Raw genomic sequence first — 18,412 nt, forward strand, 5'->3', positions numbered from 1 at the left:
ATTACTACTGATCAAAAATGGCTAGCCCATCCAAGACGGCAGCGTCGGGGTCGAAAATCAACAACCTAACATCCGCCAATGCCGCCAGATACAGCACGTTGATCAAGGCCTCCGGCGTACCTGCGTCGAGCTGCTCTTGCCTCAGCGAAGAGTAAGGATTGCCCTCGATTTTCACCAAGTTATCGTCGGTCCAGGGCGTCCCGATCAGCTTACATCCGATGCCATTGCAGTCTGGCAGGGCAAAGGGTTCAAACAGCAGTCCGGTTGGCTTGGAGTCGAAATTGCCAACCCGGATTTCCAAGTGGCGTAGTGCTTCGTCAGTGAGGTGTGCGGTACTGATTTCCCAGGCTCGACTGTAGTGTCCTGTGTCGAAGTTCAAGCGATGGATCATGGCTTGGGCTTCTTCCAGGGAGTACAGGTCACCGACGTGATGTCGCTCGTTGAGCATTTCGCCAGTCACGGCATAGGTCACTTGCCGCACCAGTCCGGTGGATTGGAAGCGTTCATCCAATTCATCCGGGATGGACTGACCCTCGCTAATCAGAGCGAAATCGTCATTGAACAGGCACGGGTACAGTTCTAACGCGTCATCGGGCAGATGGGCTTGTGCGTCGTGTACGGGGCGAAAGCAGGGAGGGCAGTCATTTGCGTAGGTGATCTGTAGCAGTCGTTCGATATGCAAGTTGTCGTAGCCGCGAGCAAATGGGCTTGAGGTTTCCGGCAGAGCTAAGGGTTGGGGTGTTGGGTTCATGAGGATTCTCCAGGAGGGAAATGAATAAGGCGTCCGAAGACGCCTTTTGGGGGGTTAAAGCCAGCCATGCTCGGCAAGGGAGAGAGGACGACCTTCACCGATGATGAAGTGATCCAATAAGTGCACTTCAATCAAGTCCAAGGCCTCTTTCAACCGTGCGGTCAAGGCGCGATCCGCCAGGCTGGGTTCCGTGCAACCGGAGGGGTGGTTGTGAACGACAATGGCAGCTGCCGCGTTATGCGTTAGCGAGCGCTTGACGACTTGGCGGGGGTAAACACTGGCGCCATCGATGCTTCCGTGAAAGAGGATATCGAATGCCAGAACGCGATGGCGAGCATCGAGAAAAATCACACCGAAAACCTCATGCTCTTGGGGTGCAATATGCAGTTTTAGGTATGAGGCCACGGTGTCAGGTGACGTCAGGTTCGGGCCTCGGGTGAACAGCCGGCGATCCAGAATGTGCAGCGCCTCGTTGATCAGCTGGTTTTCCTGGGCGATACGATCAGCCTCGACATCCGAGGCTTCAATCAGGGTGAGTTGGGTGCTCATGGGGTACCTCCGAAGGGAACAATCCGGGGGGTACACACCCGAGGGGAGTGGTGTCCCCGAGGTGGATATAGAATGACGGGCATTGCGCGATGACGCGCTGTTTACAGCCGAGTGAATCGGTGGCGTTGTCCATACAGGTGTGAATCGCAACCGTCGCAGGGCAATGGGGAGAAGGTTCTTATGCCACGGCCAGTTTCGGAGTCGAAGTCGGCACTGATGGGCATTAGCCGAACCAGCCCAAGATCGAAGCCGGCGATGCGTTTCTCGATCTCATCCGTCATGTAGTAGAGCGATAACGTGCTGTAGTCCTCGTAAGCCGTAGCGAAGAGGCAGTCGTCGCAAAGCCAGAAGGATTCCATGTTGGTTCTCCTGTGCGGATTGAAGGAAAGGCGCTCGATTGAGCGCCTTGATGTAAAACAACGTGGACTGTTCAGGCGGGCTGAACAGTACGTGTGGCGACACGGCGGGCCGTGCGGGGAGTGGATGGAGATTCAGGTTCAATCCTGGATTCCTTTGGGTTGTCGGTATCTTCAGCGTCGGCATCAGCTGACGTGGAGGATGGCTCACTGGTTGGCGCTGGCTCAGCAGGTGCTGTTGCCTCCTGCCTGGCAGGCGCTTTGTATTCGTACGTGCCGTTGACCTTGATCCAGTCGATGTACAGCAGACGACCTTTCAGGCTGGCGCCCGGCTGGCCTTGTTTATCTCCTTTCTCATAGAGAAATGGGTCGATCCACAGGTCGCCGATACGGAACGACAGCAAGACCTTTTTCTCGGCTTTGACGGCGTCCATATAGAGACGTACTACGCGTTCAGCTTCGCCTCCAGCCACCTTGCAGTCGAAGCGGGTGTACTCGACTGCATCGGTGGCACCGTGCAGGGCGGCGATATCGCAGGCCATGAACGGCTGGCCGCGACGGACTTGTACTTCACGAACACGGTTGAGGTAGCCGATACCGACGGTGTGCAGATTGAAATAAGTAGTCGCCTCTTGGGATTGGTTGGCGTGGGCCATGGTGGTTCTCCTGTTTCAAGGGAAAACGGCGACGCACAGCCCCTGACGGGGAAGTGAGCCCCGTCAGGGTGGGTAAAATGAAGGCGAGCGATGAACGACTCGTCGCCGGCAAGCCGATGACCATCAGATCGATGCGCCTGGAGAATAGGGGGGCAGCAAAGGAGAAACCCGCGGCAGATCTGCGGATCTAGGGTAGTAGGCATTCATCACCGCTGAAGCGGTAATCGTGCGAGCCTCCGAATGCTGATCGCACTTGGGTAAACCACCACAAGCGTGGCGTAGCCTTGAAGGTTCAAGCTACCTGGGCTGTGCTGTCAACGACAGCGAACCACGCCCTTTGTATAAGCCTGTCACAGGGGAGCGTCAAGACGCCGTAAGCCGATTTTTTTAGGCCGGAATTAAGTGGCAATCACTGGACGGAAGAAAGTGAAGAGTAGGCCTGGCGGGGTGCCAGGCGAGGAATAGAAAAGCCACCTTAGGCGGTCTGACGCAGTCGACAAGCTCCTCGCAAAACTTGATTTAACTGCGCCATGATTCGCCAACCAACCCTTATCGTGGCCTGGGTCGGAATACGCTGGCACGCATCCGCGCACAAAGGGTGCCCAGTATTTCCCCGGCGGGCTCCGGGACTGAATGCGATCGCGGTAGCGGATGACCGCTGCTGCCTGGCAGAAGCAACAGTGGTCATCCGCCACATTAATCCGGTCGAGCACAAAGCGGGAATGAAATTCCGCAGAAGAGAAGGCTCCGAACTCAGGGAGTCCGACCGAGCTACCCGGAGCGAATCGGTCTTGGGTCGCCGTAAGCGATGATCCTGAGGCACTACAGCAGAGGGAGTGGGACGACGTCAAGCCAGTGTGCTGAGAGGTTATTTGCTACTGAGATGAGCGGCCAGCTGTTCGACGGTCGTCAGGATAAAGGCACGGTCGCGTTCTTGAAGGCCGCTCAGCAGGCCCGCGATCATCTGGCCCTGGTCGTTGGGGCGATTGCTTGACTCCGTCAACAGTTCATCCATCCGGCAGTCGAAGATGTCCGCCAATTGCATCAGCTTGATCACGGAAAGCTCCACTACACCCCGCTCAAGGCGCGAAATGGCTTCGCTGCCGATCCCTAGGCGTTCAGCGACCTCTTCCTGGGTCAGATTACGCTGAGTGCGGTGCTTCGCGATCATGCGTCCGATTTGGGCTTGGGTTGGATGTTTATGTGCCAAGTGATGAGTTCTCCAATTCAACCCGAATGGTTGAGCAAAGACCCGTTGACATGAACATCCTTATCGGTTGAGTATCGACTTATAGGGTTGTTATATTGACTGAAATAGCTGTTTGTCGCGACGTGACATCTATTCCTCCAGGAATCAGAGGCCGAAGTGACCAGCGGGACTGAGTGGCCTGATAGGGCCTGAGGGAGGTGAGGTTGAGCATGGATGAGCCGCGCGAGAACGACATGGACCTGATCTGGGATCGAACACTGGAGCTGTTCATCAAGATCCATGACTGCCCTAATAGCCCCGAACATCTCGACAGCCTTGTTCATTGGCTAAACGAAGATCCTGCTCACCTGAAAGCGTTCAACGAACTGGGGCAGATATGGATCGCGACAGGCATCGCGTTGGCCCGTGAAATCGGACAACCGCTAGACGACTTGGAGAAGGATCAGGCGCCGTTGATGATGCACTGACAACACCACCGAGGTTCATGTAAGCGCCAATGGTGCCTCATGGTCGACGTATACCTTTGCTGATCGGCACAGTGCCTTTGCAGTCTGGGTAGTGGGAACATGACCAGAACGGCCCTGATTTTCCCTTACGCCTGAGCATTGAGGCATTGCAATTGGGGCAAGCCGGCCCGGCTTCGACCGGTACCGACAAAGTGAGCGCTCCGCAGTTTGCGATCAGTTGCGTAATCCAGTGCGCCTGCTTGGCAACGAATGCATCCAAGGTCAGACGTCCTGCTTCGATTTCATCCAGAGCTTGCTCCCAGATTGCTGTCATACCCGGATCGGCGACTGCAGCGGGTACGGCTTCAATCAGGGTATGGGCCGCTGCGGAGGCCGTTAAGGCACGTTTTTTCTTCAACAAATAACCGCGATCAATCAACCCCTTGATGATGCCGGCTCGCGTGGCTTCGGTGCCGATACCGGTGGTGTCCCGAAGTTTCTGTTTCAGACGCGGGTCGTTGACCAGCTTGGCGGCGTTTTTCATCGCCTTAATCAGATCGCCCTCGGTGAGCGGTTTGGGCGCAGTGGTGCGCATGGACTTGAGTTCGACGTCGTCCACTGCGCACCGTGTTCCCTGTTGTAGGACGGGCAATACCTGGGACTTTTGACTGGGTTCATTGTCTTCGGCGTTGTCGGAGAGCAAGCCTTTCCAGCCTTGGACGAGGATCTGTTTTCCAACAGCAATCAAACATTCGGCGCCGCACTCCAGTTTGACCTCGGTTCGATCAAACTCGTGATGCGGCAGAAATTGCGCGAGGTAGTGGCTACGAATCAACTCGTAGACTTGGCGCTCTTGTTCGGACATCCGCGTGAGATTCGCCGGCTCGGTGGTGGGGATAATGGCGTGGTGCGCAGTGACCTTGGCATCGTTCCATGCTCGTGAGCGCAATGATCGATCGACGCTTCCGAGCGCTGGGCGCAATGCGGAATCCATTCTGAGCAGGGCATCGAATACCGCGGCTACCTCATTGAACATGCTCTCTGGCAAATAACGGCAATCGCTACGCGGATAGCTGGTGGCTTTGTGGGTTTCATACAAAGCTTGGGCGATGTTCAGCGTTTCCTGAGCGCCGAGTCCCAACTTGCGTGAACAGACTTCTTGCAGTGTGCTCAGGTCGAAAGGCAGGGGTGGCGCTTCGCGCAAATGCTCAGTCTGCAGCGAGACTACGGTGGCGGTCTTGCTGCCAGAAATCGCTTGGACGGTCTGGCTTGCAAGCGCTTGCCGCAGGCAGCGACCGGCTTCGTCACGTCCTGAGCTTGGCGGTATCCACGACGCGATGAAGGGTTGCCCCATTGAAGACAGGTGCACATCCACCACCCAATACGGCACAGAGACGAAGCTGGCAATCGCGCGGTCTCGTTCAACCACCAAGCGCAAAGTGGGCGTTTGGACGCGTCCGACCGACAGCACGCCGTCATAGCCCGCCCGCCGTCCTAGGAGGGTAAACAAACGACTGAGATTCATACCCATCAGCCAATCGGCGCGGCTGCGGGCGAGGGCTGAGTGATAGAGCGGGAAGGTCTCCTGACTAGACTTCAGCGAGGACAATGCTTTGCGAATCGACGCCTCGTTGAGTGCGGATAACCAGAGGCGCTCAACAGAACCACGATAGTTGCAGAGCTCTAGTAACTCGCGGGCAATCATTTCACCTTCGCGATCGGCGTCGGTGGCGATGACGACGGTGGTAGCTTCGCTGAGCAGCTGTTTGATGATTTTGAACTGCGCGACAGTCTTGGGTTTGACCTCAACCCTCCACTGCGCGGGGATGATCGGTAGATGATCCAACGACCAGGTTTTGTACTGATCGCCATAGGCTTCAGGTGGGGCCGTTTCCAGCAGGTGACCGATACACCAGGTGACGGTTGTCTCGCGTCCGATCAAGCAACCATCGCCAAGTCGGCTGGCTCCGAGAACCTTGGCGATGTCACGACCTTGGGAGGGTTTCTCGCAGAGAAAGAGACGCATAGAACTGCTCCGGGTTGAGTTCGAAGCAGCGTTATTGGAAACAGCAGTGGCGAGCTATGAGAAACCTGAATGGCAGGTTCCTCATATTAGTCGATGAGGGCAATCTTGATTGGGGGCGAGGCTAGTACCTTGTAGTCACGTGGACCACAGTGCTTCACGAGCAGCGAGTAATGACAGACCGGGGGGACTTCACGCAAAGGCGCAATTTTTATGCCTCAAGTCCGTCATGCCGATGGTGGCTGCCCTCTGCGCTTTTTGGACTTCGACGCAGGCGAGCTGGTCTGGTCTGTAGCCTGCCCGACGTGAGCCGCAGATTGGGCTGGATCATTAGAGCGCTCCCGCATTGCCACGTTCTGCACGCGATGAGGCAGGATGCCGACACGACGCGCCTCGATCTTGAAGGTGACCCGCGCATTGTCTTCACTGTCCTCCCACTCATCGCGCACGGTGCGGCCTTCGACCAACACGCGCATGCCTTTCTGGTACAGCGTGCTCCAGTGTTCAGCCTCGCGGTGCCAAAGCTCAACCGGCGCCCAATAGCCGCCTCGATCCTCATAGCTGCCATCGCGTGGCACGGGGTTGTCGAAGTATACATTCAGGCGCAGCAAACGCCGTGGCTCGTCATTGCCTGACGGGAACTCCTGAAACTCTGGCGCACTACCGATGTTGCCTTCGCCGACGAAAAAAGTACTCATCGTGATATCTCCGCTGCTGGTGTGAACTGGCGCAGCAGCCGTTCGGCGCTGGCCATTTTGATTGCGCAGGTTGAAGCCTGACGGTAGAGCGAATGCACCACGCTCATCTGCAAGTTCAGTGCAATGCGCTCGCATTCGAAACGGTGCATTCCGTCGCGTACGGCTTGCGGCAAGGCCTTGTTGGAGGCCTGGCGTTCCCAGACCGCAACGCCCATACGGGCGAAGTCACGGGTGCGCCATCGCAAAAAGGTGCTGCCCGCACTGGTGTTTTGCAGCACCAATCGAATATCCAGCAGCGAGTAAGGCGGTTGTCCGGCCTGCTGCGCCACAGCCTCCATCAGGTGACATAATTGCGCCTCGATTTCCCTCGCCATCTGCGCCAGGTAGTCCAGCTCCCCCTTACCCTTAAAAGGTTTTAAAAGGCCTTTTAGGGAGGCAGCGTGTTCAAGCTGTCGATAGGCATCCGGTGTGAGTGTTTCGAGGGACATTGGTTGAGTCGGGATCAGGGGCCTCATACTTCGTCCTCCGGCTCATCGACTGTCGCAGATGGCACGACCGCTTCCTCTGCCAACGCGCCAGCGCCATCCACTGCCACAGCACCACGACGAACGATGGGTGGCGCGAACTGGGAGCGGCGATGCCCCTCAAGGATGTCCGTAGGGGGCAAACCCATTCTCTCTATTGCCGCCAGAGCACGAGCGTTGTTCGCCGCCATGTCATCACGGGTGACGCCAGCATGCCGATAGCGCTGGGCCTGACCGAACAGGCTGCGCAGCAGATGGGCGCCGTCGTCGATCCAGGCTTCCATGTCTCGGCGACCGATCAAGGCGGTGTGATGGGCCAACAGGGTATGTCGCACCAAGGTGTCGTAGTCGGTCAGCAGGTAAACGGCGAGGAAGCCCAGTTGGCTGCCGATGTACAACGGCAAGGTGACGGGATGGATGTTGAGGTTGTCGCCCATGTCGATCTGCGTCGGCAGCTCTTGTCTGATCCGGTCCAACTGCTGGGTCAGTTCCAGCATCCCATCCTTGGCCTGCATCAATTTTCCTTCGAGCTGCACGATCGCCCAGTCGGCATAAGGATCGTCCTGCGCTGCGGCTTGTTTGATCAGGTTGGTGACGCTGATGTAGCCCGCCATACCCATGATCGAGTGGACGCCTTCGCGTGCGGTTCGGCCCAGCCAGATTCGGGCGGCGTGGTGGGTGTGCAGGGTCAGGGTGATGCTGCTGCGCAATGAACCCAGGTTGAGCTGATAGTGATCGGCCACGATGTTGTCCTCGCATAGGCTTGGACGGAAACGTTGCGACAGATGAGGGTCAAGGACAGCCGAAAAGCTGAATGCGGTGTGTTCGATTTGGTTCGAGACGGTTAATTTCCGACGCGCTCGACAATGATGCCAGTGGCATCAAATCTACTGACGTCCAGAGCGTTTGCTGCGCAGCTGGCGCAGTTCATCCAGGCACGCTTGGGCGAGGGCAGAGGCAGGTTCGCCCTTTTTCCTAAGCTGGCGCGGGGAAGCGGGTGGCGGTTCTGCAACGGGTAACGATTCAGCCTGACCTGCCCAAGGGCGGAAATCGCCTTTCAGCGCCCGCTGGATCAGGCCCATCAGATACGCCGCCGGTTTGCGGACGCTACCTGCCGCACACCGCGCGGCCGCTTCGTTGAGCACCGCCTGCCGATCCGCTGATTTCAGCTTGTTCAGCGTCACGGTGACGGCCTGCCGCTCGCTCGGACTCAGGTGCAGCGGATCAGGCCAGTGCAGGTTATCCACCGCTGGGGTCGCGCGCGGTACCGTAAAAATACTTTCTTTTAATACAGTACAGGCGGCATTCGGATTCCGAACGCTGCCGTAAACCTTGGCGTTCAGACCCGGTTCGGAATCCGAACGAGGTTCCACACGATTCCGAACGAGGTGGTCGCCACCCAATTCGGAATCGTGTAACGCTTCATTGGGCGCCTTATCCAATCCTTGTTTTGTCCAATGGTCGCTCCAACTGTCGAGCCGGGAGGGGAGTCGACCTAGATCGATATTCGTGTCCTGACGAATTTCTTCCAAAACATGCTGAGCGACAATTCGCACAGCCTTGGTCGCGTGAGAGAGGGCATGGCCGACCAGCTCCAGATAAGCCTGATCCAGCTCCATGGCTTCGGCGGGCGTTAACGGTTCATCGTGCAGGACGTACAGAGAACCTTGTAGGCGCCCGCTGAGCTGATCGCGGCCACGACTCACCAAACTGAGCCAGCGAGTCAGCCTGAGCATCGTCAAGACGCGAGCGATGGTTTCACGGGAGGCTGACGCCCCGTAGGGCACGCTCGACAAGTAAGGCTGCAGATCTTCATAGCGCGGAGTGATCATGCTCTGGCCTTGCAGCATGAGTCGAAATACTTGCCAGGCATTCCGTTCCAATGGCGTTAGCCGACTATCCAGCAGCAGCCGACGCGGCACGACTTCGTGAGATTGGCCACTGAACAAAAAGCCCGCCTGCAGGGCCTGGTTGGAAGGATGTTCAGTGGTGGGGCGTGCGGGCCAACGTTCACTTAGTTGTTGGGTGCATTGCTGCAGAACACGTTGCCAGCGACTGGAAGGGGTAGTGTTCATGTTCCGTTGCTGTAATGGTCGATCTGCTGCCAAACGATGGTCAAGCTGATCTGTTGCTCTTCTGCCAACATCATCATGGCGTCGAGCTGATCCTCAGCACCGTCCTCAGCGCGTAGTTGGCACCAACGCTGCCAGAGCGCATGTTCCTGCGCTTCGCTCAAGTTCTGGGGGCGGCCCTTACGGGTTTCTATCTTGAGCAGACGTCGGCGCAGGGCCGTTTCCGAATGCGCCAAACCGAAGTACTGATACATGATGGTACTGCTGGCACCGAGCTTGAGCGCTCGGTTGATCAGGCGTTCGTTCTGTTCGTCACGTTCGGCCTGGTCGATCAACCGATGTAATACCGGCGAATCAATCTTGACCTCAACCCAGGGAACGGTGGCATGGGCCAGCCGTGACAGTGTGGTCGGCGGTAATGATTGCAACAGGTAGATATCCTCTTCATCCAGTCCGAGTGCTTTGCAGCGTTGCAGATTACCCAGGCGCAACTCGTGAAGGACCTGGGTCAGCATGGCCTGGTTGAGCACATTGAAGGACGGGTTCATGGCAGCTCCCCTGGTGAATCGTCTTCATCGGTAAGCGTTAAGTCGATCAGGCGCCGGGCTAAGCGAATGAGGCGATACAGTTTGATTAACAGATAGTCGGGCAGTCGCTCCAGCCCGACGTCCACGGCTGGACGATCTGCCAGCGGGAGTTGATAAACCCCCAATAGCAGTTGCCCGAACAGGGCTGAGGGCAATTGCTTGCGATCCGCCCAGTTCACTTCGTCTTGGGCACGCAGCAGGGCTAAGAGCAACAGGTGGACGCCGGCCGCACGAGGCGCTGCAAGATCAAGCTGCTCGATGCTGAGGGTGAAACCCAGGCCGTGCTTTTGGTCGATGATGCTGTCTGGATGTCCGGCATAGGCCGCCATTTCCCTAGTCAGGCCGGCAATGGCTAAACGCAGTTGTTCGGGGGTATCAAGTGTTGGTGCGATAATCCAGATGTCTTCGATCGGACAGGTTGCGACGGTCTGTGCTGGTTCGGAGGCAGTAGCGCGATCAATATGTTCGCGGATCTGCTGGACACGTGACGGAGGGCTAACGGCTGATACCACACCCGGTTCGGGCAGCGTGAGCTGCTCCTCTCGCTCTGTTTCGGTCATCGTTCTGGTTTCAGCTGATTTGGAACGCGGCTTGGAGGGGGGAGGCTCGGCTGCGGGCTCACCGACGCTTGGCAGAAGGGTGTTCTCCGGTGGTGTGACGGCAACGCCGGGCGTCCCGATAACCCGTTGGGTATCGCCCAGCTCCAGGGCCAACATACGGTAGGACTGTCCGAGTAAGCGACTCATGCGTTCGAGCAACTCATCCTGTATTTGCTCAATGTCGAAGGACTCTGGGTCGGCATCAAATTGTCCTAAGGTGTCGAGCCAAAACTCGGGAAAAGCGATGGCTTCGGTTGGATAACGATTCCAGGTTCTTTCAGCTTGGCTACGCAGACCAATTAGGCGTTCAATTTTTGGTTTCCCCAACCCGGCATACAGGGTTTGTGGAATGGCGGGCAATAAATGTTCAAGGGTGTCCAGCATCCGGCTGATGTGCGACTGTGAAATGGGATAGCCCCCACCAGCTAGGCGTCGCGCCAGCTCACGTTGTGAGAGTGTTGCTCCATCTGATTCGAGCATTGTCTTGAGTTTGGCTACCGCCAGAGCACGTTCGATAAAGGTGAGCTGGCCGTGCAGATCGCTTTCGGCCAGATGGCCGAGTAGGGTGGTGACTTCATTGCCCCAAGGACGAAACAGACAATGAATGCGAAAGAAGCGCTCTTCGCGGGTTTCCTGCCATAGCTCGCCGAGAATTGCCAATCGCGTATTGCCGCCGTTGCGGATTATGAAATAGGTTTCACCCGGACGGCGGGTAATCGGCGGTGGTTGATCCAGCCCGCGTTCACGGATCGATGCTTTTATATCGTCATAAAGTGGATTGCGGATGAAGCGTGGGTTGTGCTCGTAGGGCCGCAACTGCTCCAGCGTGACCAGCATGGGGGTATCAATGATTGGATCGGATAGCCGCTCCAGTTCTGGACCCCGAGGAAAATGGTCCTGGTGTAGTTTTTCGGTAATCTCCTCCTGACTGAGCTTCTTCATTTGAACAGCCTCAGTTAACGCCGGTTATGCAAATGGTCACCGACCTCGAACTTAACGATCTCGGCTGTTCCCGAACTTTCGAAATACCGAGACAGTTCCGCGAGAAACCGACCCATGGCCGAGCGCCCACGCTGCAGGCGAACGACCACGGTGCAGTATTCCTCGCTAGGTGGATGATCTTGTCGAATGGATGGCTGAACGATGATGGGAAGCTGATCCAACATCAAAAGACTCCTCGCCAAACACTGTTGGCCTCAAGGTTGAACAAACAAAGATGATTTGGCGACAAATACCGTCCTTCGTCTTATCGAAGCTCTGCGTATCTGCTCACCCTAGACATCGCTTCGCGCCATTCCGGAAACAACTCGATGGCCAGTGCTTGCATGATCTCCAGCGCCGATGGCGAACGTTGCTTATATGACCGGCGTGTCTCGATTCGATGGACCGGTAGGCCAAGGGAGGCGGCATTGAGATACGCCACTCGGTCTGGAATTACGGTATCTAGAACCAAGATGTTGGTAGCCCCAGCGAAAGTCTCCCGCAGACCGCTGATGATCATCCGGGCGTCCATTCGAATGGCGTTCACCTGGTTCAGTAGCAATCGCAAGGGTGGCGGTGGAAGGCCCAGGTGGCGGAACGGTTCGAGTTCGTTGAGTAAACTCAAAGTGCCGCGGCGTAGTTCGCGGGCGGCTAGCATTTCCGGTGTGATGGGGGAGAGGGCGATATCGCAGGCGAGGATGGCCATCTCCAGCAGCACGCTACGCGCGCCTTGAGTGTCGATCAAAAGCAGGTCGTAACGGGGGCGGAAATCATCGAGCAAATTGCGCAGCCGTAATCGCCCGTCAGGGGCGTGCAGTAGTAATGTATTCAACTGGCCCTGAGCGTCGTTGGAGACGATCAGGTCGAGCCCTGCAATCACGGTCCTGGAAACAATCTGTGCAGGCGTTGTTAAGTTGAATGCAATGAGCTCATACGCGCCAGCGACAGCTTTCTGGCTCAAGGCGTAATAGTTGGAGAGGGTGGGTTGGCTATCCAGATCTAGTAGCAGAACACGCAGGCCAGCGTCCGCCAGCAGACCGCCGAGGTTGGCGGCTACTGTGGTTTTGCCTACTCCACCTTTAGTGGAAACCACCGATACTACGCGCATAGCATCAGCCCCGCTGCGCCAAACGCTCGGTAACCCACCGTTCGATCTCTAGCGAGTCCCAGCCCACAGCACGCAATCCTATGCGCTTGGCTTGAGGGAATTTGCCTTCCTTCATCAGGCTATAAATATGCGCACGTTTGAAGCCGGTTTTCCGTTCCACCTCGTCACGCCGCATGATGTGACGCTCCACCTGTGGTTGAGGTTCTTTAGTGGTGGGTGAGTACTGGCTTGACATGCTGGTCGCTCCTGGCGTCGGTTGGCGCATCTGGGAAGTGACCTGAATTCAATATCAGAAAATGAGATTAGTCATTGCAAAGCAATTGACGATATTGCAATGCAATCATTACCGCCTGGCTTGGGCCAGGCTACGTCGAGCAGCAGCAAATTTTTCATCTAGTGAACGCTTACCTAACCCAGGAACCTCGCCGTAGTGTGCGGTTATTGAATCGACGATTGAGGTTTGGCTGTTGAATATCGAATGACGTCTTCCGGCTTCGGAGGAGCCGAGCATGGTTTCGACTAGCGCTCCAATGATGTTGAGGAAGCTGGTTTTGCTATGTTCGCTCACGTCTTTTTTGTTCTCAGCTAAAGAGCGAAGACTTTCGCGCTCCAATCCAGCGGCCGTCAGTTCGTCCAACACCTCCTGAAGTCTCGCTTCAGTTACTTTTAACTGTACCTGAAGGGCTTCCCTATCTGCCTGCAGAATAAGGTAGGTGTCATAGCGGACAGCTTCGTCAGTAGCGGTTGGATGAAAAAGAAAGGAAGGTCGCTGATCTGGGTAGTAATGAGATATCCACGACTTTAAATCCGAATGCCGAACGGTTAACAACTTGAGATCGACAGGCGTACCTGGCGCGACGGTGTGGCCTAAAGCACCATAGCGCAGTTCTTGATTTCGTATGGCATCCAGAATTTTTTCAAGATGACTATAAAGGAACGGCCATTGTTGAAACGCTGTGTTAAATTTTTCGGGGCTATCCCAGGCAGCTGCAAGAATTTTCGCTTCGTATTCCATCAAGCCGCACCAACGAATGGCTGCTTCGATGGGCCTGTAGAATAATTTTTCAAACTCGTTGAAGTTGTTAGGTCCGTGCATAGAGGGCTTCCTTTCAAAGGGCAGACCCGCTAGGTACTGTCTAAGATAACATATTACTCCTTAGGCTTCCGTGCGGTTGCTGTCCTTATTTCCGGTTCTCGAAATTTATTCCGTGCTTGTTGATAAAGTAGCGAATTAGAGGGGAGCCTGTAATTCATTATTCAAACCTCTGAAAAAATGTGCCATAAGTAAAAATTCGTATTTAGTGCCATAAATTCAGAGCGATATTGCTAAATCTCCTCCCATGGTGCGCAGCAGCGCTTGGGAGAGTCGTGACGATATTACAAATCGGTCATCGGTTGTCAATCGCATTTGGAAAAATTAGGTTGAGATCGGATCCTTCGTCTTCTTTACCGCGTGGCCGCTGCGCACGTCGCACATGGCTCCGAAAAGATGAACTATCTAACGATAGGTTTTTTCATTGAAAAGGTGCGTCAAACTCTTCTGCTTTTATAACGTTACCTGCTTGATGATAGAGGCGAATTGATGATCAAACACATCGTTATGTGGAAGCTCGCGGGCTCCACCGAGCCAGAGCGCACCGCTGCAGCTATTAAAATAAAAGAAGCTTTCGAGGGCTTGCGTGGCCTTATACCGGGCATGTCGCATATCGAGATTGGCATTGACTATATGCACCTCGACCATTCCTGCGAAGCGGTACTCTATTCAGAGTTCGGGTCAGCAGAAGCCTTGGAGGCCTATTCGACGCACCCTGAACATTTACGGGTCCGTGACGAACTCGTTGGGCTTCGGCTATCGCGTTATCAGGTCGACTACGAGGTCGAGACTGAGCAATAGCAACCTAATGTGGCCAAATGCTGAGCGCCGTTTTCTGACTAAAAATCGGAAAAAGGCGTTTTCGTTATGTCCCAGTACGCAACGTTGGGGCTCTGAATAACGAGTGATGTCGTCCAGAAGCGAAGGTCGACCCTCCTATCTTTGGACAGGCGATTCAGCAGCCGAAATGGCAGGAAATTGGGGCCTTGATAATAAAAGGAGAGCCCCATGTCGACCCCTCCCGTCCATGTAGTCAGCCTTGATCAACGCATCGCCACTGAGTGGGCATGCGAACGATTGGTAAAGGTCTTTGCCCAGCTAAACGACGACCGGGACCACGATGGTATCGCCGAGCTGTTTGTGGAAGATGCGCGTTTCTCTCGCCCGCTTGCGCCTGACGATTATGTCCAAGGCCGAGAAGCCATTCGAGCCATGTTTCGTGAGCGTCCCCAGCGTCTCGCGCGCCACATTATGACCACCATTTTGATCCAGCAAACTTCGTCCACGACCGCGAAAGGGCGAAGCTATCTTACCTACGTGTCCAACGGCAATGTGGCGGCGCCCCAGCCAGCGCCCGTCGAAGGTACGCCTATGTACGGCCAGTTTGATGACGAGTTTGTCCTCACCGCCGACGGCTGGCGCTTCTCCTCCCGACGCGGTTGCATAGCTCTTAAAGGCTGAGGACTTTGCCATGACAGCTCCAGACTTTCGCCGCTGGCAAGTAGGCGAGGTACTCATCACTCGCATCATAGAAACCGCGCCGGTCAGTGCACCCGTGACGTTGATGTTTCCCGATGACGATAACTCACTGATAACACCGCACCACGAATGGCTCAAACCTCATTTTCTCTCGCCTGAAGGCGAGATGTTGGTGGCTTGGCAATGCTTTGTCATCGAAACGCCTGAGCGCCGAATCATCGTCGATACCTGCATTGGCAATGATCGGAACCGTTACTTTGACATCTTCAACAACATGCATAACCCGTTTCTAGAGGACCTTCAGCGCGCTGGGTATCCGGCTGAGAGTATCGATACGGTGCTGTGTACACACCTGCATTATGACCATGTGGGCTGGAACACCCATCTGGTCGATGGCCGGTGGGTACCGACGTTTCCGAATGCGCGTTATCTGTTTGGTCGGGTTGAATGGGATTACATGATCGGCCTGGCCGAATCAGGAGATTGGCAGCACGCAGGCCACGTTCCTGACTCCTTGCAGCCAATTATGGATGCCGGGTTGGCCGAACTGATCGACACAGAATTTCCTGTCTGCAAGGAAATTCAATTACTTCCAACACCTGGCCATACGCCAGGACATGTCAGCGTACATATCGAATCGCAGGGTCAGGTCGCCGTTATTACCGGCGACATCATGCATCACCCATTACAAATGGCGATCCCCGATAAGCCTTGCGCCTTCGATCACGATCAGCCGCAGGCCTGTTGCACCCGCCGCGCCTTCCTTACGCGCTATCAAGACAGTGATGCCTTGGTTATTGGTAGCCATTTTCCTGAGCCTACCGCAGGGCGCGTTCATAGCCATGAACAGGCGTGGAGCTTTGAAGGCCTGCTCTCAGAGCCGAAAAAAACAACAATAGGAACAAGCGATATGACAAGTGCCGCTAGTGCAAATGAGCAACTGGTTCTGGATTTTTTCACCACGCTGAGCAGCGGGAACCTGGAAGAGCTCAGTGCCTTTATCGATCCGGACACTACCTGGACTCCAATGTTGGAAAATGTACCCGGCGCCGGCACCCACACAGGAGCGGCTATCTGTGAGGAGTTTCTGGCACCTGTTCGTGGGTTGTTCGTTGATGGTGACCCCAAGGTTCACGTCGACAGCATGGTTTCCGCTGGCGACAAGGTTATGTGCGAAACCCGTGGGATCGGCACGCTACGCAACGGTCGCACCTATAACAATTTGTATGCGTGGGCCTTTATCATTAAAGAAGGTCGGATCAAAACCATCCGTGAGTACATGGACAGCCATTACGTGATGGTGAACCTCATGGGGACGCAGCCATGAGTTTCGACTTCAAGGGGTTCAACGTACTGATTTCCGGGGCTGGGAGAGGGCTTGGGCGCTCCACGGCTGAGCACCTTGCGGCACTCGGAGCCAACGTCGGTGTTAGCGATGTAGATTCAGAAGGGTGCGCGGATACGGTCAGGTCCATTCGCCAGGCAGGCGGCGTCGCCCATGGCTACGTGGCTGACCTCTCTTCTCGCGATGCTTTTCTCGAGGTTGCGAAATTGTTTGCCGCAGAGGTCGGGCCCCTCGATGCGGTTTTGAATAATGCATCTGTGCTGCGCTACGAACCTATCGAGTCAATCTCCGAAACGACGATGGACCTGATGCTCGGTGGTGGGCTTAAAACCGTATTTTGGGGGGCCCAGGCCTTGCTCGCCAATATGGACCCTAAGCGCGGTGGCTCGATTATTAACTATGCCTCGCCCGTGTCATACCACGGCTATCCCAATGCGTCAGTTTATACCGCTGTTAAAGGCGCCGTCTTGGCAGTAACGCGTGCCATGGCAGCGGAGCTGGGACCCCGTAGTGTGCGGGTAAATGCCATCGCGCCAGGTTCGGTGCCGACGCCGGGAGCTGTCGCCTACGTATCCCGCGAAGAATATGCCAAGCGTGCAGCCAATATTCCACTTCGCCGGCTCGGTGAAGATGAGGATAACGCTCGCGCTATCGCCTTTCTGCTCAGCTCCGATGCCAGTTTCGTGCACGGCACCGTTCTCAACGTAGACGGCGGAATTGTCGCTGCCGGTTGAACAGCCCCCTGAATTTCACGAGGTTTACATGGGTACTATGAATGCAGAGCGTCGCTTTTCAGCGAAGCGTCTGGAAGAACTACGTGCGGTTATAGAGCGTGACATTTCCCGTGGCGACTATCACGGCGCGGTAATTCGAGTGTCGTTGGGCGATGAAATCGGCCTGGATGCTGCTATTGGCTGTGCCGATGCCGAGCAAACTCGTCCACTTTCGCGAGACTCTGTGTTCAGCATTTTTTCGCTGACCAAAGCGCTGACCAACGTGCTCGCGCTCCGCTCCGTTGAGCTCGGCCGTTTCGCCTTGACCACCCGGGTAGTGGATGTGATTCCAGAATTCAAAGGCTTGCCACGTGAGCACGTGACTCTGTATCACCTTCTGACGCACACCACAGGCATGCCGGGCGTATGGATCCCAAAACCAGACATGTTCCAGGACCGCCTTGATGAACTGGTTCAGGCGGTCTGTGAAAATGTTCACGCCAGTGTGGAACCGGGCAAACGCTGCGATTATTCGCCCGTCGCCAACCAGGTATTGGTTGGCGAGATGTTGCGCCGTACCGACCCCAAAGGCCGGTCTTTCAGTGAGATGATGCGCGAAGACCTGTTTGAGCCACTGGGGATGCGCGATACCAGCATGGGGGTTCGATCCGATCTTCGCTCGCGCAAGGTGGTGCCTGACATGCGCGGGGTAATCCCGATCAAGTGTCTGGGCCGGACCCAACCGGGCCCATTCAGCCTGTTTGAGGAGGAATTGTGCGAGGCCCCTCACGTAGGCGCTGTATCAACTGCTGGAGACATGTGGCGCTTTGCCGAAATGCTACGCCGTGGTGGTGAGCTCGATGACGTGCGAATTCTCTCGCCACGTATGATCGAAGTCGCTCGGCGCAACCAGACAGGCGAACTTTATAACGAACTGTATCGAGGCGTAGCCCTGCGTGCGGGCTGGATCGATCCGCCCCCGGCCTATATCGGCCTGGGTTTCAGCGTACGGGGCGAGCGCATCGTTCACCACCAGTTTGGCACGCTGACTTCCACCGAAACCTTTGGTAATTACGGTGCTGGCACCACGATGTTCTGGATCGACCCCAGCCTGGATCTGGTATTCACCTGCCTGACCGCCGGGGTGATGACGCAGGCCGCCAACATTGAGCGCTTCCAGCGTCTATCTGATCTCGCCGTATCGGCCGTAGTGTGAGCCTTT

The 18,412-nt window shown here is 55.9% G+C and carries 21 protein-coding genes; 6 read left to right on the top strand and 15 right to left on the bottom strand.

Features of this window, described 5'->3' with window-relative positions:
• Positions 1 to 4 precede the first annotated feature (4 nt).
• The 5 genes from PCOSP_RS11570 to PCOSP_RS11590 all read right to left on the bottom strand — a co-directional run bounded on the left by PCOSP_RS11570 (position 5) and on the right by PCOSP_RS11590 (position 3,522).
• Positions 5 to 751 carry a DUF5983 family protein gene (locus PCOSP_RS11570; protein WP_464711273.1) on the bottom strand — a complete coding sequence of 249 codons (747 nt, stop codon included), beginning with the start codon at positions 749 to 751 and terminating at the stop codon, positions 5 to 7.
• Between the two features lie 54 nt (positions 752 to 805).
• Positions 806 to 1,300, bottom strand: coding sequence for a RadC family protein (gene radC / locus PCOSP_RS11575; protein ID WP_464711274.1), 495 nt, complete (start codon positions 1,298 to 1,300; stop codon positions 806 to 808).
• A gap of 101 nt (positions 1,301 to 1,401) precedes the next feature.
• Positions 1,402 to 1,659, bottom strand: a complete 258-nt coding sequence (locus PCOSP_RS11580; protein ID WP_464711275.1) for a hypothetical protein — start codon at positions 1,657 to 1,659, stop codon at positions 1,402 to 1,404.
• Between the two features lie 71 nt (positions 1,660 to 1,730).
• Positions 1,731 to 2,312, bottom strand: a complete 582-nt coding sequence (locus PCOSP_RS11585) for an STY4534 family ICE replication protein (protein ID WP_464711277.1) — start codon at positions 2,310 to 2,312, stop codon at positions 1,731 to 1,733.
• An 868-nt stretch (positions 2,313 to 3,180) separates the two neighbouring features.
• On the bottom strand, positions 3,181 to 3,522 hold the full coding sequence (locus PCOSP_RS11590; RefSeq protein ID WP_163854356.1) for a helix-turn-helix domain-containing protein: 342 nt from the start codon (positions 3,520 to 3,522) through the stop codon (positions 3,181 to 3,183).
• A gap of 209 nt (positions 3,523 to 3,731) precedes the next feature.
• Between PCOSP_RS11590 and PCOSP_RS11595 the strand changes: the two genes are divergently transcribed.
• On the top strand, positions 3,732 to 3,989 hold the full coding sequence (locus PCOSP_RS11595) for a hypothetical protein (protein ID WP_464711279.1): 258 nt from the start codon (positions 3,732 to 3,734) through the stop codon (positions 3,987 to 3,989).
• Positions 3,990 to 4,026: 37 nt separating this feature from the next.
• On the opposite strand, the gene PCOSP_RS11600 is transcribed toward PCOSP_RS11595, so the two are convergent.
• The 10 genes from PCOSP_RS11600 to PCOSP_RS11645 all read right to left on the bottom strand — a co-directional run bounded on the left by PCOSP_RS11600 (position 4,027) and on the right by PCOSP_RS11645 (position 13,656).
• A complete protein-coding gene (locus PCOSP_RS11600) occupies positions 4,027 to 5,994 on the bottom strand; it encodes a DNA topoisomerase III (RefSeq protein ID WP_464711281.1) in 1,968 nt (655 codons plus the stop codon).
• Between the two features lie 224 nt (positions 5,995 to 6,218).
• The gene (locus tag PCOSP_RS11605) at positions 6,219 to 6,689 is read right to left on the bottom strand and encodes a single-stranded DNA-binding protein (protein WP_025214465.1); all 471 of its coding nucleotides are present in this window, start codon (positions 6,687 to 6,689) and stop codon (positions 6,219 to 6,221) included.
• The gene (locus PCOSP_RS11610; RefSeq protein WP_464711283.1) at positions 6,686 to 7,204 is read right to left on the bottom strand and encodes a DUF3158 family protein; all 519 of its coding nucleotides are present in this window, start codon (positions 7,202 to 7,204) and stop codon (positions 6,686 to 6,688) included. Before PCOSP_RS11610 ends, PCOSP_RS11605 begins: the two co-directional genes overlap by 4 nt.
• Complete coding sequence (locus tag PCOSP_RS11615; protein WP_464711284.1) at positions 7,201 to 7,956, bottom strand: PFL_4669 family integrating conjugative element protein; 756 nt, start codon at positions 7,954 to 7,956, stop codon at positions 7,201 to 7,203. The genes PCOSP_RS11610 and PCOSP_RS11615 overlap by 4 nt, the downstream gene beginning before the upstream one ends.
• A 144-nt stretch (positions 7,957 to 8,100) precedes the next feature.
• Positions 8,101 to 9,288 carry an STY4528 family pathogenicity island replication protein gene (locus PCOSP_RS11620; RefSeq protein WP_464711285.1) on the bottom strand — a complete coding sequence of 396 codons (1,188 nt, stop codon included), beginning with the start codon at positions 9,286 to 9,288 and terminating at the stop codon, positions 8,101 to 8,103.
• The gene (locus tag PCOSP_RS11625; RefSeq protein ID WP_464711287.1) at positions 9,285 to 9,833 is read right to left on the bottom strand and encodes a DUF2857 domain-containing protein; all 549 of its coding nucleotides are present in this window, start codon (positions 9,831 to 9,833) and stop codon (positions 9,285 to 9,287) included. Before PCOSP_RS11625 ends, PCOSP_RS11620 begins: the two co-directional genes overlap by 4 nt.
• Entirely contained in the window at positions 9,830 to 11,413 is a 1,584-nt protein-coding gene (locus PCOSP_RS11630; protein WP_464711289.1) for a ParB family protein, read from the bottom strand. The genes PCOSP_RS11625 and PCOSP_RS11630 overlap by 4 nt, the downstream gene beginning before the upstream one ends.
• A 304-nt stretch (positions 11,414 to 11,717) precedes the next feature.
• Positions 11,718 to 12,560 carry a ParA family protein gene (locus PCOSP_RS11635; RefSeq protein WP_464711290.1) on the bottom strand — a complete coding sequence of 281 codons (843 nt, stop codon included), beginning with the start codon at positions 12,558 to 12,560 and terminating at the stop codon, positions 11,718 to 11,720.
• Positions 12,561 to 12,564: 4 nt separating this feature from the next.
• A complete protein-coding gene (locus PCOSP_RS11640) occupies positions 12,565 to 12,795 on the bottom strand; it encodes an AlpA family phage regulatory protein (protein WP_464711291.1) in 231 nt (76 codons plus the stop codon).
• A gap of 108 nt (positions 12,796 to 12,903) precedes the next feature.
• Complete coding sequence (locus PCOSP_RS11645; RefSeq protein WP_464711293.1) at positions 12,904 to 13,656, bottom strand: hypothetical protein; 753 nt, start codon at positions 13,654 to 13,656, stop codon at positions 12,904 to 12,906.
• A gap of 486 nt (positions 13,657 to 14,142) precedes the next feature.
• Between PCOSP_RS11645 and PCOSP_RS11650 the strand changes: the two genes are divergently transcribed.
• The 5 genes from PCOSP_RS11650 to PCOSP_RS11670 all read left to right on the top strand — a co-directional run bounded on the left by PCOSP_RS11650 (position 14,143) and on the right by PCOSP_RS11670 (position 18,406).
• Positions 14,143 to 14,454, top strand: a complete 312-nt coding sequence (locus PCOSP_RS11650; RefSeq protein WP_464711294.1) for a Dabb family protein — start codon at positions 14,143 to 14,145, stop codon at positions 14,452 to 14,454.
• 207 nt (positions 14,455 to 14,661) lie between these two features.
• Positions 14,662 to 15,114, top strand: coding sequence for a nuclear transport factor 2 family protein (locus PCOSP_RS11655; RefSeq protein WP_464711296.1), 453 nt, complete (start codon positions 14,662 to 14,664; stop codon positions 15,112 to 15,114).
• Between the two features lie 10 nt (positions 15,115 to 15,124).
• A complete protein-coding gene (locus PCOSP_RS11660; RefSeq protein ID WP_464711298.1) occupies positions 15,125 to 16,459 on the top strand; it encodes an MBL fold metallo-hydrolase in 1,335 nt (444 codons plus the stop codon).
• Complete coding sequence (locus PCOSP_RS11665) at positions 16,456 to 17,211, top strand: SDR family NAD(P)-dependent oxidoreductase (protein ID WP_464711300.1); 756 nt, start codon at positions 16,456 to 16,458, stop codon at positions 17,209 to 17,211. The genes PCOSP_RS11660 and PCOSP_RS11665 overlap by 4 nt, the downstream gene beginning before the upstream one ends.
• Before the next feature lie 28 nt (positions 17,212 to 17,239).
• Positions 17,240 to 18,406, top strand: coding sequence for a serine hydrolase domain-containing protein (locus PCOSP_RS11670; protein ID WP_464711302.1), 1,167 nt, complete (start codon positions 17,240 to 17,242; stop codon positions 18,404 to 18,406).
• Positions 18,407 to 18,412 lie beyond the last annotated feature (6 nt).

The organism is Pseudomonas sp. MAFF 730105 (assembly GCF_055380705.1).

Coding starts and splice junctions, on each gene's coding strand:
- PCOSP_RS11570 (WP_464711273.1), bottom strand. CDS start 751: ATGAACCCAACACCCCAACCCTTAGCTCTGCCGGAAACCTCAAGCCCA.
- radC (WP_464711274.1), bottom strand. CDS start 1,300: ATGAGCACCCAACTCACCCTGATTGAAGCCTCGGATGTCGAGGCTGAT.
- PCOSP_RS11580 (WP_464711275.1), bottom strand. CDS start 1,659: ATGGAATCCTTCTGGCTTTGCGACGACTGCCTCTTCGCTACGGCTTAC.
- PCOSP_RS11585 (WP_464711277.1), bottom strand. CDS start 2,312: ATGGCCCACGCCAACCAATCCCAAGAGGCGACTACTTATTTCAATCTG.
- PCOSP_RS11595 (WP_464711279.1), top strand. CDS start 3,732: ATGGATGAGCCGCGCGAGAACGACATGGACCTGATCTGGGATCGAACA.
- PCOSP_RS11600 (WP_464711281.1), bottom strand. CDS start 5,994: ATGCGTCTCTTTCTCTGCGAGAAACCCTCCCAAGGTCGTGACATCGCC.
- PCOSP_RS11605 (WP_025214465.1), bottom strand. CDS start 6,689: ATGAGTACTTTTTTCGTCGGCGAAGGCAACATCGGTAGTGCGCCAGAG.
- PCOSP_RS11610 (WP_464711283.1), bottom strand. CDS start 7,204: ATGAGGCCCCTGATCCCGACTCAACCAATGTCCCTCGAAACACTCACA.
- PCOSP_RS11620 (WP_464711285.1), bottom strand. CDS start 9,288: ATGAACACTACCCCTTCCAGTCGCTGGCAACGTGTTCTGCAGCAATGC.
- PCOSP_RS11625 (WP_464711287.1), bottom strand. CDS start 9,833: ATGAACCCGTCCTTCAATGTGCTCAACCAGGCCATGCTGACCCAGGTC.
- PCOSP_RS11630 (WP_464711289.1), bottom strand. CDS start 11,413: ATGAAGAAGCTCAGTCAGGAGGAGATTACCGAAAAACTACACCAGGAC.
- PCOSP_RS11635 (WP_464711290.1), bottom strand. CDS start 12,560: ATGCGCGTAGTATCGGTGGTTTCCACTAAAGGTGGAGTAGGCAAAACC.
- PCOSP_RS11640 (WP_464711291.1), bottom strand. CDS start 12,795: ATGTCAAGCCAGTACTCACCCACCACTAAAGAACCTCAACCACAGGTG.
- PCOSP_RS11645 (WP_464711293.1), bottom strand. CDS start 13,656: ATGCACGGACCTAACAACTTCAACGAGTTTGAAAAATTATTCTACAGG.
- PCOSP_RS11650 (WP_464711294.1), top strand. CDS start 14,143: ATGATCAAACACATCGTTATGTGGAAGCTCGCGGGCTCCACCGAGCCA.
- PCOSP_RS11655 (WP_464711296.1), top strand. CDS start 14,662: ATGTCGACCCCTCCCGTCCATGTAGTCAGCCTTGATCAACGCATCGCC.
- PCOSP_RS11660 (WP_464711298.1), top strand. CDS start 15,125: ATGACAGCTCCAGACTTTCGCCGCTGGCAAGTAGGCGAGGTACTCATC.
- PCOSP_RS11665 (WP_464711300.1), top strand. CDS start 16,456: ATGAGTTTCGACTTCAAGGGGTTCAACGTACTGATTTCCGGGGCTGGG.
- PCOSP_RS11670 (WP_464711302.1), top strand. CDS start 17,240: ATGGGTACTATGAATGCAGAGCGTCGCTTTTCAGCGAAGCGTCTGGAA.